This is a genomic window from Capnocytophaga sp. oral taxon 412 str. F0487 (assembly GCF_000271925.1).
Lineage (GTDB): Bacteria > Bacteroidota > Bacteroidia > Flavobacteriales > Flavobacteriaceae > Capnocytophaga > Capnocytophaga ochracea.
Map to the genome: position 1 here is coordinate 118509 of NZ_AJZR01000055.1, position 17001 is coordinate 135509.

15 protein-coding genes are annotated in these 17001 nt (G+C 40.8%); 10 read left to right on the forward strand and 5 right to left on the reverse strand.

Annotated elements, in window-relative coordinates:
* The first annotated feature begins 67 nt into the window (after nt 1–67).
* From HMPREF1321_RS09740 to HMPREF1321_RS09775, 8 genes are all read left to right on the forward strand, one after another.
* A complete protein-coding gene (locus HMPREF1321_RS09740) occupies nt 68–1177 on the forward strand; it encodes a beta-ketoacyl synthase N-terminal-like domain-containing protein (RefSeq protein WP_009422430.1) in 1110 nt (369 codons plus the stop codon).
* 88 nt (nt 1178–1265) lie between these two features.
* Nucleotides 1266–1469: a hypothetical protein gene (locus HMPREF1321_RS09745; RefSeq protein WP_009422435.1), complete on the forward strand. Its 204-nt coding sequence runs from the start codon at nt 1266–1268 to the stop codon at nt 1467–1469.
* Nucleotides 1470–1549: 80 nt separating this feature from the next.
* Nucleotides 1550–1807 carry a hypothetical protein gene (locus HMPREF1321_RS09750; RefSeq protein WP_009422439.1) on the forward strand — a complete coding sequence of 86 codons (258 nt, stop codon included), beginning with the start codon at nt 1550–1552 and terminating at the stop codon, nt 1805–1807.
* 3 nt (nt 1808–1810) lie between these two features.
* Nucleotides 1811–2353: a hypothetical protein gene (locus HMPREF1321_RS09755; protein WP_009422363.1), complete on the forward strand. Its 543-nt coding sequence runs from the start codon at nt 1811–1813 to the stop codon at nt 2351–2353.
* A gap of 77 nt (nt 2354–2430) precedes the next feature.
* Complete coding sequence (locus tag HMPREF1321_RS09760) at nt 2431–2688, forward strand: phosphopantetheine-binding protein (protein ID WP_002674344.1); 258 nt, start codon at nt 2431–2433, stop codon at nt 2686–2688.
* A 2-nt stretch (nt 2689–2690) separates the two neighbouring features.
* Entirely contained in the window at nt 2691–3887 is a 1197-nt protein-coding gene (locus HMPREF1321_RS09765) for a beta-ketoacyl-[acyl-carrier-protein] synthase family protein (protein ID WP_009422389.1), read from the forward strand.
* Nucleotides 3888–4077: 190 nt separating this feature from the next.
* Entirely contained in the window at nt 4078–4512 is a 435-nt protein-coding gene (locus tag HMPREF1321_RS09770) for a hypothetical protein (protein ID WP_009422398.1), read from the forward strand.
* 137 nt (nt 4513–4649) lie between these two features.
* Complete coding sequence (locus HMPREF1321_RS09775; RefSeq protein WP_009422387.1) at nt 4650–5246, forward strand: ribonuclease HII; 597 nt, start codon at nt 4650–4652, stop codon at nt 5244–5246.
* A 145-nt stretch (nt 5247–5391) separates the two neighbouring features.
* Here HMPREF1321_RS09775 and HMPREF1321_RS09780 read toward each other — a convergent pair whose 3' ends face one another.
* From HMPREF1321_RS09780 to dut, 4 genes are all read right to left on the reverse strand, one after another.
* Nucleotides 5392–6420 carry a DUF2971 domain-containing protein gene (locus HMPREF1321_RS09780; RefSeq protein ID WP_009422378.1) on the reverse strand — a complete coding sequence of 343 codons (1029 nt, stop codon included), beginning with the start codon at nt 6418–6420 and terminating at the stop codon, nt 5392–5394.
* Nucleotides 6421–6628: 208 nt separating this feature from the next.
* Nucleotides 6629–7897 carry a murein hydrolase activator EnvC family protein gene (locus HMPREF1321_RS09785; protein ID WP_009409901.1) on the reverse strand — a complete coding sequence of 423 codons (1269 nt, stop codon included), beginning with the start codon at nt 7895–7897 and terminating at the stop codon, nt 6629–6631.
* 96 nt (nt 7898–7993) lie between these two features.
* Nucleotides 7994–8770 (reverse strand): DUF4292 domain-containing protein, encoded by a 777-nt coding sequence (locus HMPREF1321_RS09790; RefSeq protein WP_009422428.1) that lies wholly within the window; start codon nt 8768–8770, stop codon nt 7994–7996.
* A gap of 30 nt (nt 8771–8800) precedes the next feature.
* Complete coding sequence (gene dut, locus HMPREF1321_RS09795) at nt 8801–9238, reverse strand: dUTP diphosphatase (protein WP_002674355.1); 438 nt, start codon at nt 9236–9238, stop codon at nt 8801–8803.
* 906 nt (nt 9239–10144) lie between these two features.
* Here dut and HMPREF1321_RS09800 point away from each other — a divergent pair.
* On the forward strand, nt 10145–11653 hold the full coding sequence (locus HMPREF1321_RS09800) for a GH3 auxin-responsive promoter family protein (RefSeq protein ID WP_009422402.1): 1509 nt from the start codon (nt 10145–10147) through the stop codon (nt 11651–11653).
* Nucleotides 11654–11715: 62 nt separating this feature from the next.
* On the opposite strand, the gene HMPREF1321_RS09805 is transcribed toward HMPREF1321_RS09800, so the two are convergent.
* On the reverse strand, nt 11716–15957 hold the full coding sequence (locus HMPREF1321_RS09805) for a cobaltochelatase subunit CobN (RefSeq protein WP_009422448.1): 4242 nt from the start codon (nt 15955–15957) through the stop codon (nt 11716–11718).
* Between the two features lie 789 nt (nt 15958–16746).
* Here HMPREF1321_RS09805 and HMPREF1321_RS09810 point away from each other — a divergent pair.
* On the forward strand, nt 16747–17001 hold a 255-nt coding region (locus HMPREF1321_RS09810; RefSeq protein WP_009422385.1), incomplete at its 3' end, for a DUF4372 domain-containing protein.

The following is a 17001-nucleotide window of genomic DNA, read 5'->3' on the forward strand; positions in this document are numbered from 1 at the left end:
TAATTTGCTAATTACGTCGTATCTTTGCACTTTGTATCAAAAGTTTGTAAGGCTCCTGCCACCAAAAATGTATATCCAGCATTATAATATAGTAACCCCTTTAGGCTTCGACCTCCCTACCACCGCCCGTTTGTTACTGCGCGAACGCTCAGCTATTGCCCGTTATCCTATGTACGGACAGCTCACCGATGTTTGCCTTTCTAAGATTGGCGACGGAGCTATCGAAAACCGATTTCAGCAGGTGGTAGAACGCAATGACTTTTCACGCTTAGAAAAGCTTCTGCTCTTGGCAATAGCACCTATTTTCCATAAAATCAAAATCACCCCTCGAACCGCTCTTATCCTTTCCTCTACCAAAGGCAATATTTCGGCGCTTGCCAATGGCGATAGCGCTCCTCTGCTTTCAACTTTGGCTCAAAAAATGGCTAATGCCATAGGGGTAACCACTACTCCCATAGTCGTTTCCAACGCTTGTGTCTCAGGAGCAATGGCACTCTCGGTAGCCGATAGACTCCTAAAAGCTAATGCTTACGGTAGTGCCATAGTATTAGCAGGCGATGAGATAAGCGAATTTGTGCTTTCGGGCTTTCATTCCTTTCAAGCGATGAGTGCACAACCTTGCAGACCTTATGATGCTCAACGCGATGGTATTACCTTGGGTGAGGCTACCGCAGTGGCTTATGTAACCCGTGAGGCAACAGGCGCTAAAGCACAACTTTTGGGTAGCAGTTCTATCAACGATGCCAACCATATTTCAGGACCTTCACGCACAGGCGAAGGGCTTTATTTAAGCGTCCTAAACGCCCTCGATGAGGCAAAGTTACGCCCTGAACAGATAGACCTCATCAACGCTCACGGCACCGGTACCCTTTATAACGACGAGATGGAGAGCAATGCCTTTATGCGCGCCGGACTCTTGTCTTCTCCGCTAAACAGCTACAAAGGTTATTTCGGTCATACCTTAGGCACTTCAGGTTTGCTCGAAACCGTACTCACCATCGAATTTGCTCGCCATAAAATCCTCTTAAAGAGCCTAAATTATGAAACCTTAGGCGTTTCACAGCCCATCAATGTACTAAAACAAACCCAACACACAGAAGTAAAACACGTCCTAAAAACTGCCTCAGGTTTTGGCGGAAGCAACACAGCATTAGCAATAAAAGTGATTAACGATTAGATATTTCCAAAATATCATAAGAAGTGTTTACAAATCGCGTTAGTATATTGGCAAATTATTTGTATCTTTGCAGAAAATAATGAATATTATGGGAACAGATGTTTTAGAAAAGAAAAAAAAGCAAACTACCTTAGATGTAGGTAATAAAAAAATAGGTTTTGCTCTTATAATAGAAGAAAAAGAAGATGCTCATCAAGAAGAAAACCTAACTACTCTTATAAAAGAAGCCCAAAAAGTGGGAGCCGACCTTTATAAAAAAGGGTTAATTGCTCCTTGTGACCCTATCCGATAAAATGAAAAAGGTAATTTGCGATACGAATGTAATAAGCCGTTACATTCTTAATAGTAGTGCAGAAATAACGATAACCATTGATGAAATGGCCCGCTTTCTATGAGGGTATCGAAAGGGCTAAGCGAATGAAGCTAAAAGCAGTAATAAATAGCATTCCAGTAATTAACATCAACGATGATATTTGTAACGTCGCAATGAAACTTGTTTTCCAAAAACCTCATTCAAAAGTTGCCGACACACTGATAGGAGCTACTGCTATTTATTATGATATGAGTATCTATACCTTGAATAAGAAAGATTTTGAACTCATAGGAGCTCCCTTATATAGTATCACTTAAAATATGAAAACTTGTACGATAGAAAATAATACCATAACTCTCAACGACTCTGTGCTTTTCTCCGATAAAAGTACTTCTTTCGTCGATTTCTCAAAAAAAGCCCTCAAAGTCCTGCAAATGGATTATCCCAAGTTCTTCAAAATGGATAACCTCAGCAAGCTCGCTTTTTTAGCAGCCGAAGTCCTCTTGCGTCCGTTTTCGCAGTCGGAGAAAAATAGCGTTGCCCTTGTATTCGCCAATCGTTCTGCCAGCCTCGATACCGACCTTAAACATCAAGCTACTATCTCGAACCCACACGAATATTACCCCAGTCCCGCTGTGTTTGTTTACACCCTACCCAACATCTGTTTAGGTGAGATAAGCATACGCCACCAGCTGAAAACCGAAAACAGTTTTTTTGTATTCGATAGCTACGAGCAAGCTGAACCTTTCCTACGACAGTATAGCCAAGCTCTATTAGCCCAAGGCAAAGCCCAAAGTGTACTAATGGCGTGGGTAGAGTTCTTAGAGGGCGATTATAGAGCCATAGCAACTTTAATAGATTAGTAAAATTTGCCAATTTCCAAAATTTGCTCATTTGCTAATTCTTCACTATCTTTGCCCCCTAATAATAACTTTTTATAATGGACGCACTTATTTTAGAACTCAAGAACAAGATTATTGAAGTACTCAACTTAGAAGAAGTAACCCCCGAGGATATCGATGAAAACGAGCCCCTTTTTGGCACAGGCTTAGCCCTCGACTCTATCGATGCTCTCGAACTTATCGTACTACTCGACAAGAATTACGGTATCCGCTTAGACGACCCTAAAAAAGGAAAAGAAATCTTCCAATCGGTGAAAACAATGGCTGATTACATCACCGCTCACCGCACCAAATAGCGATGCCGAAAAAAGTAGTCATCACGGGAATGGGTATCAACTCTTCGATAGGTAACACTGTCGGAGAGCATTTTTATGCCCTTACTCATCGCCAAGCTGGTATCAGCAGGATTGAAAATGTAGAAACTATTCACGCCGACCATATCAAAGTAGGCGAAATCAAACGCACGAACGCTGAGCTTATTAGCGCTTTGGGATTACCCGAAGTAAACGCCTATTCACGCACCTCTCTCTTGGGGATTATCGCCTTGCAAGAAGCCATTGCCAATGCCGGTCTTACCCCTTCAGCCCTCACTCACTGCGGACTCATTATGGCATCTACTGTTGGGGGTATGGATATGACCGAAAACTATTTTTTCCGCTATGGCGATGATGAACCCCTGCGACGCTATATCACTACTCACAACATAGGCGAAGTAACTCACCAAATCGCCGATTATGTAGGCATAAAAGGCGTTGTAACCAGCGTGAGTACTGCCTGCTCTTCTTCGGCAAATGCCATTATAACAGCTATCAACCTGCTTCGTACAGGCAGAGCCAACTGTCTCATTGCCGGTGGTGCCGATGCCCTCTCTAAATTCACTATCAATGGTTTTAATACTCTGATGATTCTCTCCGATACCGATTGCACTCCTTTCGACCAACATCGCAAGGGATTAAACTTAGGGGAAGCAGGTGCTTTTTTGGTTTTAGAAACTGAAGAAAATGCCCTACAACGCGGGGCTACTATATTAGCAGAAATCAAAGGGTGGGGCAATACCAATGACGCTTATCACCAAACAGCCTCTTCCGCCGATGGTGAAGGCGCGTTTTTAGCAATGCAAAAAGCCCTACAAGTAGCAGGATTAACCCCTGCTGATATCGATTATATCAATGCACACGGCACTGCTACCGTAAACAACGATCTCTCCGAAAGTCGTGCCTTAATGCGTATCTTTGATGAGCACGTCCCCGATTTTAGTTCTACCAAAGCCTTTACGGGGCATACTTTGGCAGTAGCTTCGGCAGTAGAAGCGGTATTTAGTGTGTTAGCCTTACAACACGGGGTGGTATTCCCTAACCTCAACTTCAGCACTCCAATGGAAGAAGTGCCTATCCGCCCACAAACCAAACTGAAATACAAACCTATACAGCACGTGCTTTCTAACTCCTTTGGCTTTGGAGGCAACTGCTCAACACTTATTTTAGGTAAGAGGTAAGAGTTGTCTTATCCTTAAAATAGAGTTGCAGAAAAACGGTGAAACTATATGATAGAACAAAGAAAAGCAATAGTTTGGCACAGTGATTGTTTTTCGTTTTTTACTCAGTTGAAAAGTTAAACTTTATTAATTATTTGGTTGTTAGGTTCTTATTCTATAGATTTGTACTCTAATCTTAAAAAATCATATTATGAAACAGGCTCTTAAAAACAACTTGATAGTCGTATCGCTTTACATTTTAGCGGGATTTATCTTCAACGGATACCTACCTTATATGTTGGTTGTATTCCTAACTCTATCGGCGACAGTTTCTTACTTTTTGTTCAGAAGAAAAAGTAAAGAGGAAACACGTAAGGGATTATTGCTTATGCACGCTCCTTTTCTGTTAATTTTAATGGTAGCTGCTTTGTTTCTCAGCAATATAAGGGTAGTACTTCCTTATTTGCTTTTTGTACCTGCTGTTGTATATTTAACGTATTGCGCTATATTTTCAGAAAGAAAAGTGCTGTTTTTTGCAGGAATCATAGCCTTATCTGTTATTAGCGTAGTTACCTACAACGGAATTTCAGGGACAAATGAAATATTTGATGTAAGCTACTACTCGAGATTCATTACACAAAAATAAAATTAAGAAAAACCCGATTTTAGGTAATAAATCGGGTTTTTCTATTGCTTTTTATAAGGGGACAATCCAAAAAAAATGGTTATTAGATTACAAAACCTATCCCCTGACACCTGACGCCTATTACCTGACACCTGATTATGTTACAATTATTCTATCATTCTTCATTAGAAGCGGGTACTGACGAGGCGGGGCGCGGCTGTTTGGCGGGTCCTGTAACGGCAGCAGCTGTGATATTACCCCCCGACTTCAAAAACGACCTCCTCACCGACTCTAAACAACTCACCGAAAAACAGCGCAACCTCCTGCGACCTATCATTGAGCGCGAGGCAGTGGCGTATGCTGTTTGTCACGTACTCCCTGCCGAAATAGACGAACTGAATATTCTTCGCGCTTCTATCACAGCTATGCACCGCGCTATTGCTCAGCTCTCCCCTACCCCTGAATTTATTGCAGTAGACGGCAATAAGTTTGTGCCTTACCAGAAAATTCCTTATGCTTGTGTGGTGAAAGGCGACGGCAAAATACAAACCATCGCAGCAGCTTCGATACTTGCGAAAACCTACCGCGATGCCTATATGGAAGATCTTGCCCAACAGTTCTCTGAGTACCATTGGCAGCAAAACAAAGGTTATCCCACCCCCGAACACCGCAAAGCTATCGCCGAACACGGCGCTACTGAGCACCACCGCAAAACATTTCAGCTACTACCCGTGGAACAGTTGAGTTTGTTTTAGGGGAGGAACTCATATTAGCAAGGTATCGGACAAGGCGGACTTGTCGGACGGGGCAGACGAGGTAGACTTGCAAAAGAAATCAGATGATATTACAATGGGGTGTGAACTATAAAGGCGCTGAAAGTTTGGTTTAGGTGGCAAAAGTCTATTTAATTTGCTTATATTTCTCTTTTAAATCTATAATTTCAAAAGTTAAATCATCTATTTTTCTTAATTCAATTTTACCAAGAGTTCTACCAAAAGTACTATTCGATTCTAATTCTCCTGAAAGATATAATCTATCATTAAAATATTCTGATAAATAATTAATGAACTTTATAAAAAGCTTATTTTCACAACTATTTTTCAGCTTTATTTCTTTATCATATATAGCTTCACAGTTATTGCCATTAGCAAAATATTTGCCTAAAAAAACAGCTTTTATAGCTTCTTTAGGATAATACGTAAATCTATTGCTTCCTTCAATATTTTTTAAAGTAGGGAAGAAATTACTAATTGGTACTTTCATAGCTTCTTTATATATTCGTAATCGCCATTCATTCTCATATTTCCACACATCTCTTTTTATATTACTTATATATGAAAGAGGAATATCAGTTTGATAAAAATCTTTAGCTGAAACATCTATAGCTTCTAACTTTTTAACATATTGAATAGGTTTTAAAGAAAACCTCTCTATATCCTCATTAAGATTTTTAATGTTATCTTTAAGTTTTTGAGTATCTAATTCTATAGCAAAGCCTTTTTCACTCGAATAATGTGCCCACATCAATATATTTAAAGGTGATGAAGTTAGAGAAACAAGTCCTATTCTTTTGGTTTTGAAAATATAGTATCTCTGTCTAATATGTTCAAATCCCTTCAAATTATCTGCGTAGTAATTATCAGGATTGTTTTCTTCACCTTCCCATCTTACCTCGTTCCAAAGTTTGTTATATTTTTCTTTGTCTATATTTTTAAAATTTAGCAACAGAGAAGAACCATCAATAGAATCATTAAAATTATAAGGATGTGAAGCATATAAATATGCTTTCATAAAAGATTCGTAATGATAATTTTCACATCCATAATATTTGAATAGCCGTTTAGGTTCTATTATCTTTTCAGGAACAACAATTCCATTTGCTGTATAAATAAAATCTTTATATTTATACATTTTGTTATTTTCTTTCATAACATTCTACTTTAAACCATTTCTAGTGCAAATATATAAAATAATTGCAAGTTATAAAAAGGAATAATTTTTAGGAGGACAATTATGATAAGAAGAAAAAAACATAACATAGCACTAAATATTTAACTTACTACTGGAACTTACAATAGCACTCTAATAAAAATCCCTACAAAAGAAAGTAAACTTTTGTAGGGATTTTCTTATGTTATTACATTTTATGTATCCAGAATTCGGGATTGAGGCGGGTAGTGTTTTTATATATAAAAAACTTCATTTCAGTCTTGCCATTGCTATCGGTGAAGATTTTGCCAAGAGGCTCTTTGGCTTTTACCTTATCTCCTTTCTTTACATACACATCAGTGAGATTGTAATAAATAGTGATGTAGTTACCGTGTCGCACTTGCACCACTTTGTTACTTCCTGGTATCGATTGTATGGCTGATACTTCGCCTTCAAACACACAACGGGCTTCTGAACCTTTTTCAGTAGCAATGGTTACCCCATTATTGTAATGTTGCAACTCAGGATATACAGGGTCGTAATACACCCCAAAACCTTGTGATTTGTAGCCCTTTGCCACTGGCCAAATAAGATTACCCTTGTTGGCTTCGAAGCTATCGGCTACTTTACGTGATTCGGGAGTAAGTACAAAAATAATTTCAGTATTGGAACCTGAGGAAGGAGAAGAAGTAGTTTTAGGAGCGTTTTTTCCTCTGTTTAAAGCAGCTAAACGCTCTTTCTCACGTTTATTTGCCTCTATAATAGCCAAACGAATCAGGCGCTGTATTTCGCGGTCGATAGCGTTAGCTTGTTTTTGTTTTTCGCGTATCTGTGCTTCGTAGTTGCGTTCTGCAGCACGGATATTGGTAGCCAACACTTCCAATTCCTTTTTCTCAGTCTCCAAAGTAGCTTGCTCTTGGCGTTGCTCTTCCAATACTTGGTTTTTAGTATTGCGTTGGGCTACCAAAGTATTGTTGATAGTCTTTATTTTATCAGTTTTTTCTCGTATGAGGCTCACCTGCTCTTTGCGATAGTTGGCATACTGTTTCATATAAGCCAATCGCTTGTAGGCTTGCGAAAAACTTTCGGAAGAGAGCAAAAACAGCAATCGGTTTTGTGCCGATTTACTTTTGAACGACTGTTTGATAATCTTAGCGTATTCGCCTTTGTGGTATTCCAATTCTTTTTTGAGGGTACGCAGTTGTTCCTCGTTGTCAGCTATTTCTTTGGAAAGCAAATTCGCCTGTTGCTGATTGATTTGTATTAGGCGTGTGCGCGCTAATATCTTCTCATTAGCAACTTCTATCTGCTGAATGGTAGTTTTGTGTTGCTGACTTTGTTGTTGGCGTAAAGCGGACATCTGCTTGATTTGTTCGAGCAGTGCCTTCTTGCGTTGTTCTAATTCTTTTTGCTTAGTTTGCGCTGTAAGGAGTAGCGGAAAGCAAAGCAAAAGCAGTGTAATTTTTAGTATATTCATAGGTCGTAGCACGACGGACAGTTTAACGTATTTTTAACTTTGCCAAAGGTGTGAGCCACACAGGCAAGAACTTTGGCAAAGTTTGCGACACATTTGTTACTTGTTTATTGTTATTTCTTTCATTCCCGATGGGATTTTAAAAGGGAAAGACAGTTTTTTATCTAAATCCAATCCTTTGAACTCTAAAATGATTTGGGTGCTATTCTCTCCCTCGCTGGCAACTATCTTAATGGAGAGAGGCAATAAGAGTTCCCCCACTTGCTGATAGCTGTAAGTTGCTATTGCCTTTTGGTTTGCTCCCAAATGATTTACTTCGGTAACCTCCACACGGTAATTATCAGGAAAAAAGCGGTAAATCACTTCTACGGGCGACTCGCCGGTGACTTCAATATTATAGCGGTTGTTGTCCTCAGGGAGGAGCTTGATAAAACCTTCGCTTTTAAAGTTGAGACTGTAAAGCGCATTGCCTAATAATAGGTTCTGTAATTCGTTAAAACCTACATCAATGCCTAACAGTTTGCTGATATAACTAAAATCACCGCTGAAAAAAGAACTGTCTAAACGGTTATAATATTCGGCTTTTTCGGGGGTGATGAGTGCTTTGGCTACTCCCAAAGGAGCGGATATCCATATTGTTTTGTCTTTCTCCATACGGAAAGATAGAGGCAAACTCTGCTCATTCTTACCGTCTTTATAAGTTACTTGCAGGTTAGCGCTAAGTGTTTTAAAATCAGGAAACGATTTTAGGTGGCGGTTGACAATTTCTTTGGCTTGTTTATCAACGCTTGTTCTGCCAGCGGGGGTTACCACTGCTTGTTTGGTTTTACAGCTCACCAATAGCAAGACTGTAAGGATTAAGATGATTTTTTTCATAATATATTATTTCTCAATGAGACTATTTGCTTAATTACCTCCGGTGCTTCCGAAGCCTCCGGCACCTCTTTCAGTTTGTGAAAGCTCGGTTACAGTTTCAAAAGTGGCTTTCTCATACTTGGCAAATACCATTTGGGCAATACGGTCGCTGTGGGCAATGGTAAAGGGTTCATTGGATAGGTTTACGATAGGTACTTTCACCTCGCCACGATAATCACAATCGATAGTACCTGGGCTATTGATTACTGTAATGCCGTGCTTGATTGCCATACCGCTACGCGGACGCACTTGTGCTTCATAACCTTCGGGTATTTCTAAGAATAAGCCGGTAGGCACGAGGGTGCGCTCTAAGGGTTGTAAGGTGATGTTACTGTTAGGCAAATTAGCTCTTAGGTCTACGCCTGCGGCTCCTTCGGTTTGATATGAAGGGAGCTCGTTATTTGATAGGTTTTTTATCTTTACTGTCATTTTTTTAGTGGGTTTCAACTTTGGTAAAGTTTGCGGTGTTTATTACTAATTACTTGTTGCGCCACAATTCTTGCGGTGTATTCATTCTTGATGTTTTCTTTTATTATTGGGTGCAAAGATACGACGTAATTAGCAAATTAGCAAGTCGTAGTAGGATAAGAGTTAAAAATTAGAGAATTAGGAAATTAGAAAATGAGAGAATGGGTAAATACCAATAATGCCACTAATCAACTTTGGCAAAGTTTTAAACTTTGCCAAAGTGTGCACCTCAAAAACGATAGGTTGGGGTTATTAGGAGGATTCGGAAGATATCGGAGAAGAACGGAAGAGAGGAGGGAGGATTTTTGGTGAAAAAAGGGTGTAAGAAGGGTGGGGGTAGCTTATAGAGAGCTTATAGGAAGCTTATACGAATCTTGGACGATTGGTATAGGAAGGGTATATAAGAAGTTGATTAATAGTATAATACAGCGATGTAAAAAACGGTAAAAACAGGGTTTCGAGGCGAAAGAAAAGAGAAGAGATGCTAGGACTTAGGCCTTAGGCAATAGGGGGAGTATGATGGAAAGGAGAAAGAAATGACGAATGACGAGAGACGAATGACGGAGGAAATGTGATGAAAATCTCTTGCTGGCTACCTTCAAAGGGGGAGTTAGAGACGGGAAAAGTTGTTTGACAGGGCGGATAGGGGAGGGGGATATTTATGGAATGGACTTTTTGTTATCGGGGGAAAGATAGTGCTTAGGGGAGGGTTGCTTGCTGATTATTGAAAAGAATAAAATGTTTAACTTGCAGAAAGACAACAAACCGGCGGAGAAAAGTTACTTTTGTAACTTAATTGTAATAGTAGTTTCTTGTTAGTTCAGAAATAATTATTACTTTTGTCACTTGTAATTTGTTATACAGGATATGCCATTAGCTTTATTCAATTCTATTACTTCGTGGTTTTTAAAACGCCGTATTGACCAAATACAAGAGTTTGTAGAGCACCCACATAAGGTGCAAGAACGTGTGCTTTTGGAGCTTCTCGATGCTGCCAAAGACACTGAACTCGGTAAATTATATAACTTTGCTGAGGTGAAAAACTATGAGCAATTCAGTAGAAATACACCATTAGTTTCTTATGAAGCCTTTGAGCCTTACGTAGAAAGGGCAAGACGAGGGGAGCGGAATGTGTTTTGGCATACGCCGATAAAATGGTTTGCTAAGAGCAGTGGGACTACTAACGCTAAGAGCAAGTTTATTCCGGTAAGTGAGGAGGCACTGCAACTGTGCCATTACAAATCGGGGAAGGATATGCTGTGCTTATACCTAAATAACAACGAGGATTCGAATCTGTTTAAGGGCAAGAGTTTGCGACTGGGAGGGAGCAAGCAACTGTATGAACAAAACGGTACTTATTTTGGGGATTTATCGGCGATTTTGATTGAAAACCTGCCTTTTTGGGCAGAATGGAGTTGTACCCCCAGCAACAAAGTATCGCTGATGAGTGAATGGGAGAGTAAGTTACAGGCGATTGTCAAAGAAGCGAAAACAGAGAATGTGACTAGTATTGCGGGGGTTCCTTCGTGGATGTTAGTGCTTTTAAATCGGATTTTAGAAGAAACCCAAAAGGAACATCTTTTGGAGTTGTGGCCAAACTTAGAAGTATACTTTCACGGGGGGGTGAGCTTTATACCGTATCGTGAACAGTATAAGCATATTATTCCTTCGGATAGTTTTCGTTATTACGAAATATACAACGCCTCCGAAGGGTTCTTTGCAATTCAAGACCGCAACAATTCGGACGAGATGTTGCTAATGCTCGACTACGGGATTTTCTATGAGTTTATACCGATGGAGACTTTTGGTACTGCGGAACAAAAGGCAATTCCGCTGAGTGAGGTGGAAATAGGGAAGAACTATGCGATGGTGATTACTACCAATGCCGGTTTGTGGCGCTATATGATAGGAGATACGGTAAGGTTTACTTCGGTAGTGCCTTATCGGATTAAGATTACGGGTCGTACCAAGCACTTTATTAATGTATTTGGAGAAGAGCTCATCGTAGAGAATGCGGAGCGCGCCTTAGAAAAGGCTTGTGAGCAGACTAATAGCCACTTAATAGACTACACGGTTGCGCCTATATTTATGCAAGACAAGCTGAAAGGAGGGCACGAATGGGTAATAGAGTTTGATGCACCTCCTGAGAGTTTGGAGCAATTTACCGAGATATTAGACCGCGAACTGCAAAAACTTAACTCGGATTACGAAGCTAAACGCTACAACAATATGACGCTGAATATGCCCAAAGTGCACAAGGCTCGCACGGGGCTTTTTCACGACTGGCTCAAACACAAGGATAAGCTTGGTGGGCAAAACAAAGTACCTCGACTCTCGAACAGTAGGGAGTACGTGGAGGAGTTATTAAATTTATGATGAAATTAAAAATAGAAAGGCTACCCAATAGGGTAGCCTTTCTTATTTGCTGTAACTTTAAATTATCTTCTTCTTTTGCGAATAAAGATGATGAGACCGACGAAAGCGAGGAGCACTATTCCGCCTATCCAAAGGGCGCTGAGTGATACTTTTTCTTGAGGACTTCCGGCGGTGGTTTCTTCTTTTTTGAGGACTTTAGCGTCTTGGGTATTGGCTTGTGCCTGACTGCCTTGGTGCGCTTGAGCGAGCTGTTGCTGATACGCTTGGGCATTGGCAGGTGAAGCCTTTTTGCTGATATAATCCTGCAACTTCTTATTTTCGGAAGAGAATTGAGAAGAGCTTACACCGAATTGCTTGGTGAGGTCGGTGTGGATATCGGCGAGTTTACTAATTTGAGCATCAGAGGCTTTCCACATACCTTTGCGGGTAGCTTCGAGCATTACAGCAGTTACCTCTTGCAAGGCAGCTACATTCTCTTTCTTTATAAAATCGGTGATGCCCAGGTGATGTTTATCTTCTATATAAGTGTTATATACCTCATTCCACATAGCATCGTCGATGAGTTCGGGGCGAGTAGCTTCCCAACCGTGCATATTAGTAACGATTTCGGCTATTTGCCCGGCACTTGAAGCCTTACCCTTCATCATTTCTTTGATGTATTTAGGATTGAATATTGTACTGCGAGCTTCGACCCCTACGGCTTCTTTGAGTTCTTGCACGTGCATATTCTTATGGTTGCGATAATCGGCGAGGTAGGCATCGGGGTCTTTGCCGTTTACTTCTTTGATAGCGGCATTCATACCCCCCATAAACTCGTAGACGTGGTCGAGGCTAAGCGCTCCCCAAGTGTTGTTTTGGCGAGGCTGAATGAGCACATCGGCGTTCTTGATGGCGGCGCGGAACATACCTTCTTGGAACTTGCTCCAATTGTCTTTACTGCCGTAGAAAGCACCCATATTATGCATATAAACCTCAGCGATATCCTTTTGAGTTTCCCACTTATCGCCGGAATTAATCAACTCCTTAGTGCCTGTATCATAACGACCTTGCAAGCCACCAAAGATACGTTCGGTAGAAAGTTCGCGTGCTTCTTTGGGCGATACTCCGGCTTCTACCAATTGTTTTTCGATATTTACACTACCTGCGCTCACTTCATTGGCATATGCTTCCTCAGGAAGAGCTGATACCATTTGAATGGCTTTGGTGAGCAAGAACAAACGAGAAGCTGCTAAATCGCGGAACTGACCTGAGGTTTGAATCACTACATCGATACGAGGGCGACCCAACTCTTCAGAAGGAATGACGCGCACATCGCCTACACGACCAAAGCTATCCCATACGGGTTCAACACCTAACATATACAAGGCTTGTGCGATAGATACACCTTCGGTTTCTATAAATTCGGAACTCCAAAAGGTATAGGCTATCTTCTTGGGATATTCGTGGTGTTTGGTTTGGTATTCACTAATTACATTTTGGGCTAAAGCTACACCTCTATCCCACGCGAGTTTAGACGGTGTACTTTCGGCATTCACCCCATAGAGGTTATGACCGGTAGGTACACCTTTAGGATTGGCTACTGCATCACCTCCTGAGGAAGGAGGGGTGTAACCACCATTTAGAGCATTGAAGAAAGCCTTTTCTTCTATACGCGGACTGTTTTGCAAGGCGTCTTTATAGAGGGCTACATTGGTAATGGTTCTTTCGATATCTACTAAGGCACGTGCATAATCTATCTTAGCTTTTTGAGCGTTGAGAGCAGCCAGCTCTTCCTTAGTAAGAGGCTTGCGGTCTTCTTTTTTGGCAGGAGCTTTGATTTTGGTAGGACGACCTACGGCATCAGGTTTCTTAGCAGTAGCCGAAGCTGTGGCTGTTGTGTGAGTAGCAGTAGTGGTTGCTGAAGCTGTAGATTGTTTTTTCATCTGCTGTTGTAAGAAATAAGGCATACCACTTCCTTCTTCTTTAGCCATTGTAGCTTTGGCTTTTTGCAAATCGTCAGCAGAGATATGAGCATAGTTGCAAATCAGTTCAGTAGTAACTGGTTTGCCTGCGAGTATTTGGTTTACTAAGCTCTTAGCAGGGTTTAGATAATGAGTTGTGAAAAAGGCTTTGTGTTTAAGGTCGGCTTCGGTAACTTTACCGTGGTACTTATCTAAGGTAGCCAAACTGTACGCAATAGGGTCGGCACTCATAGCCAAGACGGTAGAATTAATTTTATCAGGAGTATAAGGGACTCCCATTACGTAGTATTCGCCATTAATCTTTTCGGTGGCAATCTCTTCGGCGAAGTTAGCAAGGCGGTCGATTTCGGCTTCGGTATACGGTTTGGAGAGGATACTATCCAAACGCAAATCACGATGTAAGCCCATTGTTACGGCTAACTTTTTGATGTGTAACCCAATGGTTTGTTTATCGATAGGGTTCTTTGCTTTCTGATAAGAAAGAATGGTGTTCTCTAAATTATTGAAGGTATTGCGCATATCGCTTTCGGTGAAAGCAGGGGTAAGATAAGACACAATACTGCCGTACGAACGGCGTTTTGCCATCATCGCTTCGCCTATATTTCCGATAGTATAATAGTAGAAATGTGGTACGGTACCCACACAGACATCTGCCCAATCGTAATCGGAGAGGGCTACTTGTTTATTAGGGGTAAACTCCAATGAGCCGTGTGTGCCGAAGTGAATGAGCGCATCGGCTTTTAAGCCGTTTTGTATCCAAAGATATGCCCCCATATAGGCATAAGGAGGGATTTCTTTTACGCCGTGCAACACTTTAAAATCATCATCAGTACTAATGGCGGCAGGAGGTTGAGGCAGAATGGTGATATTACCGAAAGTGAGTTGGGCTACCGCCAGATAATTTTTACCGTCCTTAGAAGTATTGAGGTAAGTGCCCGGTACAGCGCCGTTCTTTTCGATTACTTGTTTATAGAGTTTTTCGGGTAAAGTTTTTTTGAGCCAAGCATCTAATTCGTGAGCTTCTACCAAAGCAGGAGCACCTGTACTGATGAACTTTTCGATATCGCCTTTGGCATTGGCTCTATAAGTATTGGCGTGCGTGAGCAGTAGCTGGTTGAATTCGGCTTGTGTAGTGGGGAGCGTTCCTACGTTATAACCTTCGTTTTTGAGTTGATGTAAAAAGCGGAATAGTGAAGGTTCGACCTCCAACCCTTGAGCGGCAGCAGGTGTAAGCCCCACACCTTTGAAGTAAACAATCGCCAACTTCTTGTCGGCATTAGGTTTACGTTTTAAATCGGTGAAGTTATGAATGATTTTGGCGAACTTCTGGGCGCGGTTCTCGATAGTGTTGAGGAAGTAATAACCTTGTTTGTTTTGTTCTTGGGCGATGACTACATAAGGATAGAGCGCCCCGTCTAACTCGGGCATTACAATGGTTTGCCCCATAAAGCCGCCCGACATACCCATAGGGTCTTTTTCCCAATCGCCTTTCATTGCTAAGACCGATAATCCCGTGAAGAGGGGTACGTTGTGCTCCTTAGCCCAATTGATAAACAGTTCGGGTTGCCCCATCATCATTTGTCCGTGAGGAAAATAGACAATAGCATCGGGATTGATTTCGGTAAGGAAGTCGATGCGTTTTTCTTGAGCGGTGAAAGGATAGACGTTCATACCCTCGTTCTGCAAGGCGTTTATTACCCCATTGAGGTGTTCTTTATTTCCGCCAAAAGGCTCGTGTAAGCCTGCTACTATGGCGATGCGAGGAGCGCCTTCTTTATAGAAATTATTCTTCTGAATATACTCTTGATATTCTTTAAGAGAGCTGAAAGAGCGCTCGTCGTCTAAATGAAAGTAGACGTTTTCTTTGCGTTCGATAGGTGGTGCGGGTTCGGTAGCAAACCATTTCTTGTCGATATATTTGCGGATATAACGAACGAGGTTTTGGTAGTTTGCTTTATTGCCACTCATCAGATAGTCGCCTACGTGTTTGAGTTCGGTTTCGTTGAGGCTACTGATATCGTTATCGGGATTGGTAACGGCGAAACTGTGAAAAGGCACGCGGTTAGCAGCATCGATGAGCTGATTGCGCTGTTCGTCGCTAATTTTGAGTCCCATTGCCCATACGAGGACGAAGTCGTAGTTTTTGAGTTTATCGAGTTGGTCGAGGGGGACTTCTTCGATTTTGATAAACTTATCGGAATTAGAAAGGGCGATATTGGACGCCTGATAGCTGATGAAGTTCACCAACGCGATACGGGTGGGGGCGATGTATTTTCGCCATACGAAATAACCTGCTATTACTATAAGGAGCAGGGCAATGATGGATAGAATCTTTTTTTTCATCTTATTTGCTGTGGGTCGTAGCACGACAACAGATTGTTTTATAAATTAGACAAAAAGGTTTTATGTGAACAGGTGAGGCTGTGCCTCAGAAATTAAGCAAAATCAAGGTAATGCTTTGTAAAATGCTTATTTTTAACGTGAGTTCGATGTAAGAAAAGTGTAGCTTACGCTACAGAAATCTTACAAATCTTTAAAAAAAAATCGAGCAAATGAACAGCTTCGCTGTTTTTTAAGTCTCGCACTAATTACACGAATAGTCTTTCAATTGACAATTGTGATGTGCACCGATAGGCAATTTAATTGATAGATTTGTGGATTGCCTTTGTATTGGGTTAACACTAATGTAATGAAAACTTCGGTGCAAAGATAAGAAAATTATTTTGAATAATAATAAATAGTGAAAAAAAGGTGCGAGCCGCACGGGCAGTCGTAGCGAGCCGTACAGGAGAGGAAAATTAGAGAATTTGGAAATGAGGAAATTAGAAAATGAGGGAATTAGAAAATGGAGTGTGAGGTTGTGTTAAGGGAATGAGGCTGTGCCTCAGAAATTAAACAAATTTTAAGCAAAATCAAGGCTACGCCTTGTAAACCAGCGGAAGAGATTAACTTTGTCAAAGGTACGAGCTACAAGCTCGCACCAGCGGAGGGAACTAGCTGAGGTATTGTCAGTTTATTCAACTTTGACAAAGTTTTAAACCAAAACTGTAAGGAAGATTTATAAAGTACTGATTTTTAACTATGTTTTTTTGTAGGAATACTGTGTAAGTATTATCTTTGCAAAAAAAAGTTATGACCACTATAATAAAGAATAGAAAAAGAATTTCAAATATCTTTTCTAAGATAGAAGATAAAGAGTTAGAATTTCTTGTAAAAGAAACAGGAGTCGATAAATATAGCAAAAAACTTAAAGGAATAGAAATATTTAAGTTACTAATTTTCGGTACTTTGACAGATGATAGAGCTAGTCTAAGAACTTTTGAAAACTTTTATATCACGAATTTCTTTAAAATGACTGCTAAGATATCGCTTACTAAAGTCATATCA

Coding starts and splice junctions, on each gene's coding strand:
- HMPREF1321_RS09740 (WP_009422430.1), top strand. CDS start 68: ATGTATATCCAGCATTATAATATAGTAACCCCTTTAGGCTTCGACCTC.
- HMPREF1321_RS09745 (WP_009422435.1), top strand. CDS start 1,266: ATGGGAACAGATGTTTTAGAAAAGAAAAAAAAGCAAACTACCTTAGAT.
- HMPREF1321_RS09750 (WP_009422439.1), top strand. CDS start 1,550: ATGAAATGGCCCGCTTTCTATGAGGGTATCGAAAGGGCTAAGCGAATG.
- HMPREF1321_RS09755 (WP_009422363.1), top strand. CDS start 1,811: ATGAAAACTTGTACGATAGAAAATAATACCATAACTCTCAACGACTCT.
- HMPREF1321_RS09760 (WP_002674344.1), top strand. CDS start 2,431: ATGGACGCACTTATTTTAGAACTCAAGAACAAGATTATTGAAGTACTC.
- HMPREF1321_RS09765 (WP_009422389.1), top strand. CDS start 2,691: ATGCCGAAAAAAGTAGTCATCACGGGAATGGGTATCAACTCTTCGATA.
- HMPREF1321_RS09770 (WP_009422398.1), top strand. CDS start 4,078: ATGAAACAGGCTCTTAAAAACAACTTGATAGTCGTATCGCTTTACATT.
- HMPREF1321_RS09775 (WP_009422387.1), top strand. CDS start 4,650: ATGTTACAATTATTCTATCATTCTTCATTAGAAGCGGGTACTGACGAG.
- HMPREF1321_RS09780 (WP_009422378.1), bottom strand. CDS start 6,420: ATGAAAGAAAATAACAAAATGTATAAATATAAAGATTTTATTTATACA.
- HMPREF1321_RS09785 (WP_009409901.1), bottom strand. CDS start 7,897: ATGAATATACTAAAAATTACACTGCTTTTGCTTTGCTTTCCGCTACTC.
- HMPREF1321_RS09790 (WP_009422428.1), bottom strand. CDS start 8,770: ATGAAAAAAATCATCTTAATCCTTACAGTCTTGCTATTGGTGAGCTGT.
- dut (WP_002674355.1), bottom strand. CDS start 9,238: ATGACAGTAAAGATAAAAAACCTATCAAATAACGAGCTCCCTTCATAT.
- HMPREF1321_RS09800 (WP_009422402.1), top strand. CDS start 10,145: ATGCCATTAGCTTTATTCAATTCTATTACTTCGTGGTTTTTAAAACGC.
- HMPREF1321_RS09805 (WP_009422448.1), bottom strand. CDS start 15,957: ATGAAAAAAAAGATTCTATCCATCATTGCCCTGCTCCTTATAGTAATA.